This is a genomic window from Photorhabdus bodei, assembly GCF_003287735.1.
In the GTDB taxonomy this organism is placed as follows: domain Bacteria; phylum Pseudomonadota; class Gammaproteobacteria; order Enterobacterales; family Enterobacteriaceae; genus Photorhabdus; species Photorhabdus kayaii.
Genome location: NZ_NSCM01000026.1, coordinates 15,836 through 31,019, shown reverse-complemented (window position 1 = coordinate 31,019; position 15,184 = coordinate 15,836). Strand labels below are relative to the sequence as shown.

Below are 15,184 nucleotides of genomic sequence, written 5' to 3'. Positions count from 1 at the left end.
TCTTAATCGTGTGAGGAAATCTCTGTGAAAAAAATTACTCGAATTGGTATTGGCGGTCCGGTGGGTTCAGGCAAAACTGCCGTTATTGAAGTGATCACACCTATTTTGATTCAGCGCGGAATAAAACCTCTGATTATCACCAATGATATTGTTACCACCGAGGATGCTAAACAGGTTAAACGTACCTTGAAAGGCATTTTAGATGAAGAAAAGATACTTGGCGTGGAAACCGGTGCTTGCCCTCATACAGCGGTGCGCGAAGATCCCAGTATGAATATTGCGGCGGTAGAGGAGATGGAGGCGCGTTTTCCTGACAGCGATGTCGTGTTAATTGAAAGTGGTGGTGATAACCTGACACTCACTTTTAGTCCGGCGCTGGCAGATTTTTATATTTATGTGATTGATGTTGCCGAAGGGGAGAAAATTCCGCGCAAGAACGGACCGGGTCTGGTACAGGCGGATATTCTGGTGATCAACAAAATTGATTTAGCACCTTATGTTGGTGCCAGCCTGGCGGTGATGGAGCATGACACTCAAGTTGTGCGTGGTCAGCGCCCTTATATCCTTACCAATTGCAAAACAGGTGAGGGTGTTGAAACGCTGGTAAATATGATCATGCGTGACTTCCTGTTTACCCATTCATTACAGGCGACACAATGACTTCCACCAGCTCGCCGCAAAATATTGGCGAAGTTATTGGCGAAGTGTATCAACGGGCAAATAATCTTGGTGCCAACGCGCCGGAACTTGCACTATTTCAGGATGAACCGCCTCAGATGGCAAGCGGTGATATCGGTAAAAGTGGCTATCTACAGTTGGGATTTGCCCGGCGTGGTGATCGTAGCATTTTGGCGCAAATGAAACGCCGGGTTCCTTATTTGGTACAGCGGGCGCTGTATTGGGATGAGGCACTGCCGCAGATGCCGTGTGTATTTATGATCTCCACGTCGGGATGTATCTTACAAGGAGATAGGTTGGCGCTGGACATTCATGTTGCTCCAGAGGCGTTTGGTCATGTTACTACCCAATCGGCTACTAAGATTCATTCGATGGTGAATAACTATGCGGCGCAAGTGCAAACTATCCAGATAGAGCAGGGAGGCTATCTGGAAATGATGCCCGATCCGGTTATACCCCACAGTGGTTCTCGGTTTATCACAGACACTCAAATAACCATTCACTCGACTGCCACACTGATTTATTCTGAAATTATTATGTCCGGTCGCAAATACCACCCTGCTGATCAAGGGTTTAAATTTGATGTTTACTCATCACGAATTACGGCAACTGATTTTGATGGCAAGATATTGTTTGCGGAACGTTATGTACTGGAGCCGAAAAAACAACCGTTGAACAGCGTAGGGGTGATGGGGCCGTTTCATGTATTCGGCAATGTGATCTTGCTCACGCCTCAAGTTCACCATGATCGTATTCTGGCGCGCATGACGCCTCAGTACGATGCTGAAACGGGTATAGCGAGTGGTACCAGTCGTTTACCTAATCAATGTGGTTTAATCTTTAAGGTGTTGGGAAAAGAAACTTATCAAGTTAAAGCGGGTGTTCGCCTTTTCTGGCGTATAGCCCGTGAGGAGATCTTGGGTGTTACACTGCCTGAGCCGTTTATCTGGCGATAAAACCTGGGATGAGAATCTGTTTCGGGCTTTATCGCCAAATGGATGGTTGTCATGCTATTACTATCACTCTTTAACGGCTTTAATTGGACATTCAAAGCCATCGGGTTTTATCGTTAGAAGGTCACATTTAAGATGGTCGATCACATGTTCTGCGGTATTTCCCAGAAAAGCAGCGGACAGCCCAGTTCTGCCGAGGATACCAAGAACGATAATGCCCGCATTCATCTCATCGCACATTTTGGGAATAACACTCTCTGGTAGTCCTTCATGGGTATGAGTATATTTTTCATCAATGCAGAATTTTTGGCGTAATTCTTTCATGGCAATAAGGTGTTGACCACGTAGAGCATGGTTATAAACACTTGGATCGAAATCGGGTAGCTCAATAGCGATATTTAGTGGCGCAACAGGATAAGCGCTGACCAAATGAATTTCCGGATTTTTCATTACTTGATTTGCCAGTTCCTGAGTTTCCTTAACCAGTTTCAGGTTCAGTTCATGGTGGTATGATTCTTCATTAGATAAATTGACCGCGACTACAACGGAGCCTTGGTCCGGCCATATCTGATCTTTTACCATCCATACTGGACATGGGCATTTGCGGAGTAACTGCCAATCAAGCGGGGTAAAAATCAAGGAGCCTAGCTTGTCATGTTTATGCGTCATTTTCAGAAGTAAATCGTGATCACCTGTAATGACCTCCTGGATAATCGCTTCATAAGGTCGATTATGCCATACCACTTTTATTTCAATATCAATACCGGCTTCCAGATAGTAGTACGCTTGTTGTTTAAGCCAGGCAGTGCGTTGGCTGGTAACACCTTTACGCATAGCACTACCTTCTTCTGGGGAGAGTAAGGTGGTCATCTCATAAGAGAGATCATAAATGGGCAAGAAAGCTTTAATCCGGCCACCGTTACGTTGCACTATATAAACTGCGCGTCTTAATGCCGGTTGATCGTCCTGACTTGGGTCAATTGCAACTAAAAGGTTTTGATAGTTTGCCATAATAGTATCCTCACAGAGGCTAGACAAAACACGCTTCAATACTAAAGATAAACCAATATAAGCAAACCGAACAGGTCAGAGGAGAACCAGATCAACAAAATAAGATGATCTGGTTTTAAGATCAGGTAATTGAAACAGATTTTTTTCCGACTAACTCAGACAACTTATCCATGTTTTCAATCGTGATGTATTTACCTTTTACACCGAGAGTTTGGTTTTTCTGGAAACGCCCAAGCAGACGACTAATAGTTTCAACCGTTAAACCTAGGTAATTACCAATATCACTGCGGGTCATGGTTAAACGGAATTCTTTTGGTGAGAAACCACGCTGAGCGAAACGACGAGAGAGATTATAAATAAATGCGGCTAACCGTTCTTCAGCGTTTTTCTTAGATAACAACAATATCATTTCTTGGTCGCCTTTAATTTCTCCACTCATCAAGCGCATCATTTGCTGGCGGAGATTAGGCATTTTGCCGGACAGATCATCGAGAGTTTCAAACGGAATTTCACAGACCATTGATGTTTCCAGAGCCTGAGCAAAACTTGGATGCTGAGTATTGAGGATAGCATCAAAACCGACCAAATCCCCTGCGAGGTGGAAACCTGTAATCTGCTCATCACCTTCTTCGGTGATGGTGTAGCTTTTAATTGTGCCAGAACGGATAGCATAAAGAGATTTCAACTCATCGCCTGCTTTAAATAACGTTTGCCCTTTCTGGATAGGTTTCTTACGCTCAATGATATTATCAAGCTGGTCAAGCTCGTGCTCATTCAAGGTAAAAGGAATACACAGTTGGCTAATGCTACAATCCTGGCAGTGGATCGCACAACCACCAGACTGGATTCGACGAATAACACGTTTTTCCTGGATCATATGGCATGCTCATTTGAAATATTCATATCTTTCAACTTTAGCATTTCTTGATGATTCTGGTAAGAGCTATAATGGTTTTCTGCAATTTATTTAGGAAAATGTATTACTTGTTTATCCTATCCATAAGAAATTATTGCGTTGTATGTATAAAGCTGTTGTTCTGCTATTGCCATCGTTTGCATAAGGCTGAATAATGTAGAGTTTTGTTGAGTTGGTGGACTTAAGTAAGAGTTCTAACATGCGGTTGGTATCATTGTATAAATAATTCACCGTGAGCGTCTAGAGTTCGCTGAACTTGAGTAGATGAACTTGATATAAATGGAATCATCGATGATTATTTTGTGTTTTTATTATTAATTACCTATTTTTTTATAAATAAAGATAAATAAATAAGTTACACTCTCTCTTCTTCCTTAATTTAATGATATGAAAAGTGATGTAAGTGATTTATGTTCCTGCCACTAAGTTGCCAGTAGCTTTGTTGCCAATAGCTTTGGTGGGGGCTTTTTATGACTCCTATTAATAAACTAAGGCTAATTTTTCAAGCAAAACTGACCTTGGCAGATCCCACACCGAGTAAGTTAATTTTCAACTGATCACCCGTATTAACTGGCACCATGGTGGTGAGGGAGCCAGAGAGAATGATCTCTCCACGGAGTAACGCCATATTCAGTGTTCCTAGCATATTCGCTAGCCAGGCAACCGCGTTGGCTGGATGCCCTAGTGCAGCGGCACCAATGCCAGTGTCAACCAGTTTACCGTTTTTCTCTAGCGTTATTGTCACGGCAGCTAAATCAATTTCTGAGGGCAGACGGGTACCATTGCCAATGACAAATAACCCTGATGAGGCATTATCAGCAACAGTATCTGTGATTTTTATTTTCCAGTCACGGATACGGGAATCGACAATTTCGATACAGGGCACGACATAATCTGTTGCTCTGAGTACATCTCCTGCCGTAATACCGGGTCCACACAGGTTGTGTTTCAGGATAAAACCAATTTCGCCTTCAGCTTTCGGCGCAATTAATTGCTCAATGGGTACAGTGGCATTGTTTTTGTAATGCATACCTGAGGTGAGAATGCCAAAATCGGGTTGATCGACGTTCAATATATCCATAACTGCTTGACTAGTGATACCGATTTTTTTACCGACAATTCGCTCTCCAGTTGTTTCCAACCGGTAAGCAATAACTTTTTGCTGGATGAGATAGGCGTCGTGTAATGTTAGTTCTGGATATTCACTAGAGATAGGCTCGATGGCTTGATGACTCTGCCATGATTGAAACAATTTTTCACCAAGATGGGTTATGACGTTATTCATCTGTTGTTGCTCCTGCTCAAACCACAGAAGTGACATCCCAACTGGAATATCACTCGTCTGAAAGGGACATTATTTGTTGCCGTTGAGTAAAAAATCGATATGGAGCCGGTTGAATGTGTCCGGGTCTTCATATTGAGGCCAGTGACCGCATTTTTCCATCACGACAAAACGGCTATTTTCGATAAGCCCGGCAAGACGCTGACCTACTGAAACCGCAGCAGTCGGATCGTGTGTAGTCCATAGCACTAAGGTTTCAGCCTGGATCTTTGCCAGTTCATCTTCGGTCAAAAGGTTACGTAAACGGGTATCCATATCTTGCAGGCACATGATGTTTTCCATTGCGGACAACATACCCGGCTGACGATAAATGGCAAAACGGGCTTCAACCAAGTCTTCTGTCACCATTGCAGGATCTTCCATCAGGAATTCAAGACGCTTGCGGGTAGCTTCCCGATCTGGGTTTTTCACTGCATTTAAGCTCAGTGTGCGCAGGCGTTCCATCACATTTAGATCAGCAATCATGCCACCAGCGGTGTTCAACACCAGACGGTGAATATATTGCGGATATTTTGCCGCAAACCGGGCTGCAACCCATCCGCCTAGCGACTCGCCAGAAAGGTGAATTTTTTTCAGATTTAATGTCTCAATAAGATCCCGTAGGTGTTCCACATAATCGATAATCTCATAGGAACGGACTGGTTTATCCGTGAAGCCATGCCCTAGCATATCAATTGCCAGTACACGAAAATGGGCAGCATGGGGCAGTATGTTGCGCATATAAGCTTCTAAATGACCTGCAATACCATGCAAGAAAATCAGAGTAGGTCCGTTACCTGCTTCAAGAACACGAGTTTTTATCCCTTTTACATCGAGATAATGTAGATGGATTTCACCGCTGGCAATAGCAGACCAAAGCGAACGTAATTCGGGTTGTATAAGTTTATGTTGAGGATTCGCTGATATTGACATCATGATATCTTCCTTATTTATTTTAAATTAATACGTTATTAATATAACGACAGCGGGTAATATTCACTAATACTTAATATGTCTAGTCTGAAAGAAAAAAACGATGATGCTTATTTTTATTCTTGCAGGTATTTATTTTCAACAACATCTATTAAGTGCGATAATAATTCTGATGTATTGTCTTTTCGCCATGCCATTATTAACTCTATTGTGGGAGAATATCCTGATAATGGCCGGCAAATAACGGCATCTGTCATGATGCTGGTAATATAGAATGGTACTATTGCACACCCTAAATTTAGACTAACCATGTTTAAAATTAATAGCATATTATTAGCTGTTTGAATAATATTAGGTACGACATTATGTTCAGTAAAATAATTTTCTATAATCTGTTGTAATACACCAGATTGTGTTGGATCAGGAATAATAAAATTTTCTCCTTGTAGGTCGTTGACTGAAATTTTCTCACAATATCTTAACCTGTGATTAGCAGGCATCAGAACCACCAGCGGTTCATTAAGAATGACTTTAAAATCAATATAATCACTCTTTATTGGCGGGCGCATGAAAGCGACATCAATGTCACCTTGTAATAATTTCTCTTCTTGTCCTGGATTAAATAAACTAATAAGTTCTACTTTTGCTCTAGGATGAGCTAAGCGAAATATTGGGATGACTTCAGGTAATACTTTAACTTCTGCTGATGGGACAAATCCGATAGTTAGCACAATTTGTTCTTGTGCCGCTCTGCGGGCCATTTTTTTTGCTTTCTCTGCATTTTCAAGAATAAGCCGGGCTTGTTGGAAAAAAACTTCTCCGGCTTTGGTTAGAGAGACTCTGCGTTTATTTCTCTCTAATAGTGTAGAACCAATATAATCTTCTAAATCTTTTATTTGTTGACTTAGCGAAGGTTGTGCAGTATGCAATTTTTTTGCGGCCTTAGTAAAGTTTAATTCTTCTGCCACCGCAATAAAATAGCGTAAGTGTCTTAATTCCATTGCTGTTTCCTCACATATCGAAAAAAAGTCTTAATTTAAACAAACAATGTATTTCACAAAATATTAATCTATTAATAGCATTCATTTTGCATGTTGGCAAAAAGTCAACTTTTCTTTTACTTGAGGACTGAATAATATGACATTGAGCAAAGATTCAGATATTTACCGCCTGATTGATGCCCGAGCCGGTCGTGTAACTCCTCAGATTTATATCGATCCCGAGCTCTATCAATTAGAACTCGAAAGAATATTTGGCCGTTGTTGGCTGTTTCTAGCTCATCAGAGCCAAATTCCCAATCCGGGTGATTTTTTCAATACTTATATGGGAGAGGACAGTGTTGTTGTTGTCCGTCAAAAAAATGGTTCCGTTAAAGCTTTCCTAAATCAATGTCGCCATCGTTCCATGCGGGTTTGTTACGCAGATAGCGGTAATACCCGTGCTTTTACTTGCCCTTATCATGGTTGGTCATATGGTGTGGACGGTCGATTAATCGACGTTCCGTTGGAAGCGTGCGCTTATCCACATGGGCTTTGCAAAGAGCAATGGGGACTTCAGGAAGTGCCGTGTGTGGAAAGTTATAAAGGATTGATTTTTGGTAACTGGGATACGACAGCCCCCTCTCTGATTGATTATCTCGGTGATATGGCTTGGTATCTTGATGGTGTGCTTGATCGCCGTGAAGGAGGAACTGAGGTTATTGGTGGTGTGCAAAAGTGGGTGATCAATTGTAACTGGAAATTACCCGCTGAACAGTTTGCCGGCGATCAATACCATGCTTTATTCAGCCATGCCTCCGCCGTACAGGTTTTGAGCGTAAAGGATGGCGACGATAAAAAAGCATTAGGTGCTGATCAGACTTCACGACCAGTTTGGGAAACGGCAAAAGATGCCGTGCAATTTGCTCAGAATGGTCACGGTTGTGGATTTTTCTTGACCGAAAAACCCGATGCCAACGTTTGGGTTGATGGTGCCGTTGCCCGTTACTACCGTGAAACCTATGCCGAGGCAGAGCAACGGTTGGGAAAAGTCAGGGCACTGCGTCTTGCCGGTCACAACAATATTTTCCCGACACTTTCCTGGCTTAACGGTACTGCAACCATGCGGGTGTGGCATCCACGTGGACCTGATCAGGTGGAAGTTTGGGCGTTCTGCATCGCAGATAAAGCCGCTTCTTCGGAAGTAAAAGCCGCTTTTGAAAACAGTGCGACCCGTGCATTTGGTCCGGCAGGTTTTCTCGAACAGGATGATTCAGAAAATTGGGTGGAAATTCAGAAGGTACTTAGAGGTTACAAAGCCCGTAACAGCACCTTGTGTATGGAAATGAGATTAGGACAAGAAAGAGTGCGGGATGATGGAATTCCGGGTGTGACCAATTATGTTTTTTCCGAAACCGTTGCCCGTGGCATGTATCAGCGTTGGGCTGACTTACTCACCAGTGAAACCTGGGATGAGATAGAGGAAAAAAGCCGGGTTTATCAGCAGGAGTTGGTCAAATGAAAGAGTTAATTGTTAATCAGGAAAAAAGGGTATCGTCGGAACTGCACTATGAAATAAGCCAGTTCTTGTATTACGAAATTACATTGCTGGATGAGTGGAGATTTCGCGATTGGCTTGAGTTGTTATCAGAAGATCTCAGCTATACCATGCGCACCATTGTTAATGCCCAAACCCGCGATCGCCGTAAGAGTATCCAGCCGCCAACCACTTGGTTGTTCAATGACAATAAATTTCAGCTTGAACGCCGGATAGCTCGGTTGGAGACCGGTATGGCATGGGCAGAGGAACCCCCATCCCGTACACGTCATCTACTGACAAACTTAGTGATTACTGAAACGGATTTGCCTGACCAATTTCATGTTCAGTCCAATTATTTGTTGTACCGTTCACAAAAAGAGCGAGATGAAGCTTTTTATGTTGGTAAGCGTCTGGATTGTGTTCGCCGTCATCCGAAAACGGATAGCTGGCTGATTTGCAAACGTGAAATTACTTTGGATCAGGCAGTCTTAACTTTCCATAACTTGAGTGTCTTATTCTGATGAGTCAATTATTCGTATGTACTGTTGAAGAATTGCCCGAAGGAGGAGCGCGTAAGGTTGAATACACACCGGATATTGCGTTGTTTCACTATGATGGCGAATTCTTTGCTGTTGATGACCGGTGCAGTCATGGTAATGCCTCTATATCCGAAGGGTATTTGGAAGACAATGCGACAGTTGAGTGTCCACTGCATACGGCCAGTTTTTGTCTTAGAACCGGGAAGGCGCTTTGCCTTCCTGCTACAGATCCATTGAAGACCTATCCTGTTGTTGTTAAAGACGGAAACATTTATATCACTGTATCGGAGGAGCAATAATGAGTTGGATCAAAGATCAAGTCATTTTATTAACAGGCGGTGGCTCCGGTTTAGGTTTGGCTTTAATAGCGCGTTTTATTGCTGAAGGTGCCAAAGTGGGCGTTTTGGAGTTATCGGCAGAAAAAGCGACAGCTTTGGCACACTGTTTTGGTAACGATATCTGTGTTATTCACGGTGATGTTGCCTCTTTTGAGGACAATGAACGAGCAGTGGCTGAAACTGTTCGGCGTTTTGGCAAACTAGACTGCTTTGTTGGTAATGCCGGGATATGGGATCACAAAATCAGCCTGCTTGACGCCTCACCAGAGCAGATTGATAAAGGATTTGATGAGCTGATGGGTGTTAACCTGAAAGGGTATATTCTAGGGGCTAAAGCCGCGTTACCGGCGCTAACCGCATCAGAAGGCAGCATGATTTTTACGTTGTCAAACTCGTCATGGTTTTCTGGTGGTGGAGGGGTATTGTATACCGCCAGCAAGCACGGCGCGGTCGGCATGATCCGCCAGTTAGCTTATGAATTAGCGCCAGTTATCAGGGTTAATGGTGTTGCGCCTTGTGGTATGCCAAGTGATCTTCGTGGGGCGGCTTCACTATCTCAGCAAGATAGATGTATTACAGATAACCTGTCATTAGAAAGTCTCAGTGCAATTTTGCCTTTGCAATTCATACCTCAGCCAAAAGATTTCACCGGTCCGTATGTCATGTTGGCTTCCCGTGCCAATAATCGCACTTTAACGGGGGTGATGATAACGGCTGATGCTGGATTAAGTATCCGTGGCATTCGCCAAACGACAGCGGGAGTGATGTCTCCGACCAAGAAGGAGAGTTCAGATGACCGTTAAATTGATTTGTACTTCACACACGCCTTTGATGGACTTTGGTTCTCCACCTGAAATGACAGAAAAGCATGTTCGGCAGGTTTTTCAGCAACTAGCTGAACAGATAAAAGCCTACGACCCACAATTGATAGTAATTTTCGCTCCTGACCATTTTAATGGTTTTTTTTATGATCTCATGCCGGCATTTTGCGTTGGCGTCAGGGCGAATGCAGTGGGGGATTGGGATATTGGTAAAGGTCCACTCAATGTTCCTGAAAACACAGCTCAGGATTTAATTTCCGCCTTATATAACGCCGATATTGATGTTGCCCAGTCCTGGCGTATGCAGGCTGATCACGGTTTTACTCAGCCATTGATACTGCTTTGTCAAGATTTGCAGCGTTATCCAACTATCCCAATATTTATTAACTGTGCAGCTAAACCATTGCCGACATGCCGTCGTGCTGTTGCGTTAGGTCGTGCGGTTGGTCAATTCCTATTCACCACAGATCAGCGAGTATTGCTGTTAGGTTCTGGCGGCTTATCACATGATCCACCGATACCGCAGATGGGACAGGTGCCGCCGGAAGTTGAGGAAGGACTGATTGCCGGAAGAAATCCGACAAAAGAAGTGCGCCAGAAACGGCAAAAACGAGTCATTGAGGTTGGAAAATCGTTGGCTCGTGGTGAGAATGTCGTTGCTCCATTGAATCCACAGTGGGATGACGAGTTATTGCGTATTTTTTGCAGTGGCGATATTCGACGCCTTGCTTCATTAACTGAGGGAGGGATTGCCATTCAGGGCGGGAAAGGTGGACAAGAAATTCGTTGTTGGATTGCGGCTTTTGCAGCGCTTTCTGTTTATGGCGAATATAAAGCGCAGCGACATTATTACCAACCTATTAAGGAGTGGTTGGCAGGGATGGCAATGGTCAGTGCTCAACCTGTAACTCAGATAGGAGCGTAATATGCGGAATCAGACTTTTGTTATCGTTGGAGCAGGACAAGCGGGGGCGATGGCCGCCGCGACCTTAAGGCAGCAGCAATTTGATGGCGATATTATTTTAATCGGTAAGGAATATCATGCGCCTTACGAACGGCCAATTTTATCGAAAGAGTATTTAATCAACCCAGATGAAGCGCCTAAATACCTGTTCTCCGAAGATTTTTATCTGAAAAACCAGATAGATCTACGCATAGGCCAATCGGTCAGCCGGATTGTGCCATCAAAACATTGTGTTGTTTTAGAAAATGGCGGCGAGCTTAGGTATGACAAACTCCTGCTTGCTGTGGGGGCAAGAGCCAGACGATTCCCGCTCCTCGATCAACTGGGTGAAAATGTTTATACCCTGAGGACGTTGGATGATGCGCAACGTTTACGCCAGGCGGTGAAAAAAGACAAACGGATTTTGATTGTTGGTGGTGGTGTGATTGGCTTGGAACTGGCGGCAACCTCCTGTGAATTGGGGGCGAATGTTACGGTTATCGAACAGGCGGATAACATCATGGGGCGTTGTGCCCCACCGTTATTGCAGGATTATCTTCTGAATCGTCATCAGGAAAACGGGGTGCAATTCTTCCTGGATGCCAATATTGTTTCCGCACAAAAGCAAGGGAGTGAATTAGTACTTATATTGAACACCGGAGAAAAGGTGATCGGAGATATTATTATTTATGGCATCGGCGCCGAATTCAGGGATCAGCTTGCCGCTGACGCCGGTTTGGTGACTAATGGCGGTATCGTCATTGACAACCGTTGTCAGACTTCTGAACCGGATATTTTTGCTGCCGGGGATGTTTGCCTCCAGAGAGAACCACTGACAGGTGATCTCCAGCGCCGTGAAACTTGGGAAAATGCTAACCGTCAGGCGACTATCGCCGCACATGCCATGATGGGATTGGAACCCCCGCAGCCAGGCGCTCCGTGGTTCTGGACCGATCAGTGGGGCATTAACATCCAGATGGTTGGCAACATGCAGGCTGAGGAGTGGCATGTTCAGGGTGATTTGCAATCAGATAAGGCCATTTTATTTGGTACAGAAAATGAAATTTTAGTCGGTGCTGTCGCGATTAATCAGGGAAGAGAAATGCGTAATTTACGGAAATTACTTGCTAATCCTGCGCAGGTGGTGTCCGGCGTAGAGTGGGCGTGACTTTGATAGCCTCTGAGATTACGGTTTTTAACCGTAATCTCAGATTATTGAAAAGTGCTGGTTTTTTATCCGGCATTTTTTTTAATTAAGTTCCGTTCACCAAACAGACATGCCGCCATTAAGAACACCGCCTTCTCAGACTTTCCCACCATAAACGCTCTCGCTTGACGAGCTGGTTCCTAAAAATCATTTGGTCCGTAAAGTCGATGCCGCCATTGATTTCGAATTTATCCGCGAACTAGTCGCCCCGTTGTATTGCCACAATAATGGCCGTCCTGCTATCGATCCCGTTATGTTGCTTAAGATGATGTGACGGAGCTATTTTTTATTGCTGGATAAAGGGGTATGTGGTGCGGCAAGGGCAAAAATGGCGCATCGGAGGGCGATCACATCGGCCTAATTGAGGAAATATGAGCTGTCAGGACTTGGCCGGGGGCCATTGCTGGGCCGCATGGAGCACGCGCAGCACAACCAGCGTACCGCTTTCATCCTTGAGGCGATAGACAATCACATAATTAGGCCGCACGACGATTTCACGGGTACCGTGCACACGGCCGGGGCGGTACAGTTTAGGCCGCTGCGCAGCGAGTTCGATTTTAGCATCAAAGTCTGCGTCAAGCTCAAGTGCGGCGCTGGGGTTGTTTTGTGCGATGTAATCAAAGATACGTTCTCGATCTGCTTCCGCGATCTTTCGCCAAATGATTTTCATGCGCGACCCTGTACAATGCGTTTACGCAAGGCTTCACGTTTGGCGGCAAATTTGGCCTTGACATCAGTGTGAGGGATACCCGGTCCGGGTTCATCTATGGCTTGCTGCACCTGCTCACGAAACCATGCATCATATGCAGCAGCTTCGTGGGTACGCTTGAGCGCCTCGGCACGATCTGGCCTGCGCATTGAGGTGTTGGGGGGAGCGGGGGCGTAGTTTGATGAATCCACGTCGAAGCGGGCAATGCCAATTTTTTTGAGGTAGGAAACCAGCGTTTCAAACTTGCGGAACAGCCGCACATTGCGGCTGCGCTGTGCGGCCAGTGGTCGTTCGTGCATTCCATAGCGCACTATCACGGCCCAGCCACCTGGCTGGCCTACGATGTGCGCTCCTTTAACGGCTCCGGCCTCCACTAGATGTGAGAGGGTGCCGTGGTCGATAGTTTCAGCCATGTTGTCACCTCGCAATTTCTGAATATTTCACAATGTAGACTACTGTAATATTGCAAATTATAGTAAATTGCAAGGCGATTTATTATTTTTCACCCAATAACTGAACGGAAAACAGGCAGTTTTCCTTACCACATAAATGCCCTACAGCTTTTTATGCTCTCCTCTTTATTTTAATCTTACAAACATCTCTTATTAATGCTTAATAACATAGAGATCTTTCGATGACATAAGACCAAGTGGGCTGATATGGTATCCACCAATATAAGGTTTCACTAATCTGGCACTAACATAATAATAAATAGGAATTGACGGGACATCTCTTGTAAGAATATCTTGTGCTTGCTGGAAATATTCTATGTCGTTTGTTGCTTTGGCCTTACTGATCAGATCATCATAAATATCGTTACGATATAATGATGTATTATTAGAACTATTGGTGACATAATTATTTAAAAACGAAGCAGGATTATCGTAATCAGCTATCCATGCGTATCTTACCAAATCAAAGTTACTTTGATGCATGGTGTCTAACATTGTTTTCCATTCTTGATTTTGTAAGATAACATCTATGCCCAGATTTTTCTTCCACATTGAGGTGGCTGCGATAGCAATCCTTTTATGATCCTCTGATGTATTATAAAGAAGGTTAAGCTTCAATGGGTTATTTCTATTATAACCTGCTTCATTCAATAACTGCCGGGCTTTTTCAATTCTTTTTGCCAGAGTCCATGACGCATAATCAGGCTGTTTTAAGTTCATTCCGCCTATATTTGGTGGAGTATTATTATAGGCTGGCTTTTGGCCTTGCCCTAAGACTTTATTTGTTATGATATCTTTGTCTAAAGCCAGATTTAATGCCTGTCTGACTCTAATATCGTTAAAAGGGGCTTTTTGGGTATTAAATTCGTAATAATAAACAGCTAATTTAGGTGAAATATGAACTTGATTACCTAACTTGGTTTTTAATGATTTAAATAAAACCGATGGAATACCCTTTGTAATATCTATTTCTCCTGCTAAATAACGGTTTACCACCGCTGTTTCTGATGTGACGTTAAGATAGGTGACTTTATTAATCACGGTGTGTTCATTATCCCAATATTGTGGATTCCTGATGCCAATCACCTTCTCATTGACGATCCATTCAGAGAGTTTGAATGGGCCACTACTGACAAACACATTTGGTTGAGTCCATTTTTCACCATACTTCTCAACCGCTTTTTGGCTGATAGGAACCATAACGGGGTGTGCCAGCATATTTAAAAAATAGGATAACGGTTGCTCTAATGTTACTTCTACCGTTAAATTATCCAATGCTTTTACGCCTAATTCATCGACTTTTTTCTTACCAGCAAGAATATCTTTGGCATTTACTATATACATGTTTTCAATATAACTGCCATACGGGGACGCCATTTGAGGATCAATTAAACGTCTCCAACTAAAAACCACATCATGAGCGGTAATAGGTGAACCGTCAGACCATTTTATTCCTTCTCTTAGATGAAATACCCAGGTTTTATTATCGTTAGTTTCCCAACGGATAGCTAAATTAGGATTAAACTTACCATCATTTCCTATACTGATTAATCCACTAAAAAAGTCGTTTATAATATCAAACTCAACATCACTTTCAACTTTATGCACATCAAGAGAAGCTGGTTCTGAACCATTATGACGAACAATATTCTGGTCGGTTGCCAGTTGTGTACCGGGTGGAATAATTGCTGCATGAGCTAATGTCAAGCTTCCAAGCATAATTCCTGTGAATAAGGATATGTTTTTTATTGTTTTTTTCATCATGATTTCTCCAATAATAACGCGTTTTTTTCAGGTTAATGTTGCAAGTTGTAACATCTGAAATCGGATCTAGGGTAAGTAATTC

Annotated in this window: 16 protein-coding genes and 1 pseudogene; 9 read left to right on the top strand and 8 right to left on the bottom strand. The window is 43.5% G+C overall.

Features of this window, described 5'->3' with window-relative positions:
* The first annotated feature begins 24 nt into the window (after positions 1–24).
* Entirely contained in the window at positions 25–660 is a 636-nt protein-coding gene (gene ureG, locus CKY02_RS14600; RefSeq protein WP_011146430.1) for an urease accessory protein UreG, read from the top strand.
* Positions 657–1,634, top strand: coding sequence for an urease accessory protein UreD (locus CKY02_RS14595; RefSeq protein WP_112895839.1), 978 nt, complete (start codon positions 657–659; stop codon positions 1,632–1,634). The genes ureG and CKY02_RS14595 overlap by 4 nt, the downstream gene beginning before the upstream one ends.
* Before the next feature lie 63 nt (positions 1,635–1,697).
* Here the strand turns inward: CKY02_RS14595 and uspE are convergent, their stop codons facing one another.
* From uspE to hcaR, 5 genes are all read right to left on the bottom strand, one after another.
* Positions 1,698–2,642, bottom strand: coding sequence for a universal stress protein UspE (gene uspE / locus CKY02_RS14590; RefSeq protein WP_112875998.1), 945 nt, complete (start codon positions 2,640–2,642; stop codon positions 1,698–1,700).
* Positions 2,643–2,763: 121 nt separating this feature from the next.
* The gene (locus tag CKY02_RS14585) at positions 2,764–3,519 is read right to left on the bottom strand and encodes an FNR family transcription factor (protein WP_011146433.1); all 756 of its coding nucleotides are present in this window, start codon (positions 3,517–3,519) and stop codon (positions 2,764–2,766) included.
* A 541-nt stretch (positions 3,520–4,060) separates the two neighbouring features.
* Positions 4,061–4,843: a fumarylacetoacetate hydrolase family protein gene (locus CKY02_RS14580; protein ID WP_112895838.1), complete on the bottom strand. Its 783-nt coding sequence runs from the start codon at positions 4,841–4,843 to the stop codon at positions 4,061–4,063.
* Positions 4,844–4,912: 69 nt separating this feature from the next.
* Entirely contained in the window at positions 4,913–5,815 is a 903-nt protein-coding gene (locus CKY02_RS14575) for an alpha/beta fold hydrolase (RefSeq protein WP_240002058.1), read from the bottom strand.
* A 113-nt stretch (positions 5,816–5,928) separates the two neighbouring features.
* Positions 5,929–6,813: a DNA-binding transcriptional regulator HcaR gene (hcaR, locus tag CKY02_RS14570; protein ID WP_112895837.1), complete on the bottom strand. Its 885-nt coding sequence runs from the start codon at positions 6,811–6,813 to the stop codon at positions 5,929–5,931.
* A 136-nt stretch (positions 6,814–6,949) separates the two neighbouring features.
* Between hcaR and hcaE the strand changes: the two genes are divergently transcribed.
* The 7 genes and pseudogenes from hcaE to CKY02_RS14535 form a co-directional block, all read left to right on the top strand.
* Complete coding sequence (hcaE, locus tag CKY02_RS14565) at positions 6,950–8,311, top strand: 3-phenylpropionate/cinnamic acid dioxygenase subunit alpha (RefSeq protein ID WP_112895836.1); 1,362 nt, start codon at positions 6,950–6,952, stop codon at positions 8,309–8,311.
* Entirely contained in the window at positions 8,308–8,850 is a 543-nt protein-coding gene (gene hcaF / locus CKY02_RS14560) for a 3-phenylpropionate/cinnamic acid dioxygenase subunit beta (protein WP_112875989.1), read from the top strand. Before hcaE ends, hcaF begins: the two co-directional genes overlap by 4 nt.
* A complete protein-coding gene (hcaC, locus tag CKY02_RS14555) occupies positions 8,850–9,167 on the top strand; it encodes a 3-phenylpropionate/cinnamic acid dioxygenase ferredoxin subunit (protein WP_112895835.1) in 318 nt (105 codons plus the stop codon). The genes hcaF and hcaC overlap by 1 nt, the downstream gene beginning before the upstream one ends.
* A complete protein-coding gene (hcaB, locus tag CKY02_RS14550; protein WP_112895834.1) occupies positions 9,167–10,009 on the top strand; it encodes a 3-phenylpropionate-dihydrodiol/cinnamic acid-dihydrodiol dehydrogenase in 843 nt (280 codons plus the stop codon). The genes hcaC and hcaB overlap by 1 nt, the downstream gene beginning before the upstream one ends.
* Complete coding sequence (locus CKY02_RS14545) at positions 9,999–10,952, top strand: 3-carboxyethylcatechol 2,3-dioxygenase (RefSeq protein ID WP_112895833.1); 954 nt, start codon at positions 9,999–10,001, stop codon at positions 10,950–10,952. The genes hcaB and CKY02_RS14545 overlap by 11 nt, the downstream gene beginning before the upstream one ends.
* A 1-nt stretch (position 10,953) precedes the next feature.
* Positions 10,954–12,138: a phenylpropionate dioxygenase ferredoxin reductase subunit gene (gene hcaD, locus CKY02_RS14540; RefSeq protein ID WP_112895832.1), complete on the top strand. Its 1,185-nt coding sequence runs from the start codon at positions 10,954–10,956 to the stop codon at positions 12,136–12,138.
* Between the two features lie 172 nt (positions 12,139–12,310).
* Positions 12,311–12,448, top strand: a pseudogene (locus CKY02_RS14535) (transposase); the annotation flags it as partial.
* 108 nt (positions 12,449–12,556) lie between these two features.
* Here CKY02_RS14535 and CKY02_RS14530 read toward each other — a convergent pair.
* From CKY02_RS14530 to CKY02_RS14520, 3 genes are all read right to left on the bottom strand, one after another.
* Positions 12,557–12,847 carry a type II toxin-antitoxin system RelE/ParE family toxin gene (locus CKY02_RS14530; protein ID WP_112895831.1) on the bottom strand — a complete coding sequence of 97 codons (291 nt, stop codon included), beginning with the start codon at positions 12,845–12,847 and terminating at the stop codon, positions 12,557–12,559.
* Positions 12,844–13,299, bottom strand: coding sequence for an antitoxin PaaA2 family protein (locus tag CKY02_RS14525; protein ID WP_112895830.1), 456 nt, complete (start codon positions 13,297–13,299; stop codon positions 12,844–12,846). Before CKY02_RS14525 ends, CKY02_RS14530 begins: the two co-directional genes overlap by 4 nt.
* Before the next feature lie 192 nt (positions 13,300–13,491).
* A complete protein-coding gene (locus CKY02_RS14520) occupies positions 13,492–15,102 on the bottom strand; it encodes an ABC transporter substrate-binding protein (RefSeq protein WP_112895829.1) in 1,611 nt (536 codons plus the stop codon).
* Between the last annotated feature and the right edge of the window lie 82 nt (positions 15,103–15,184).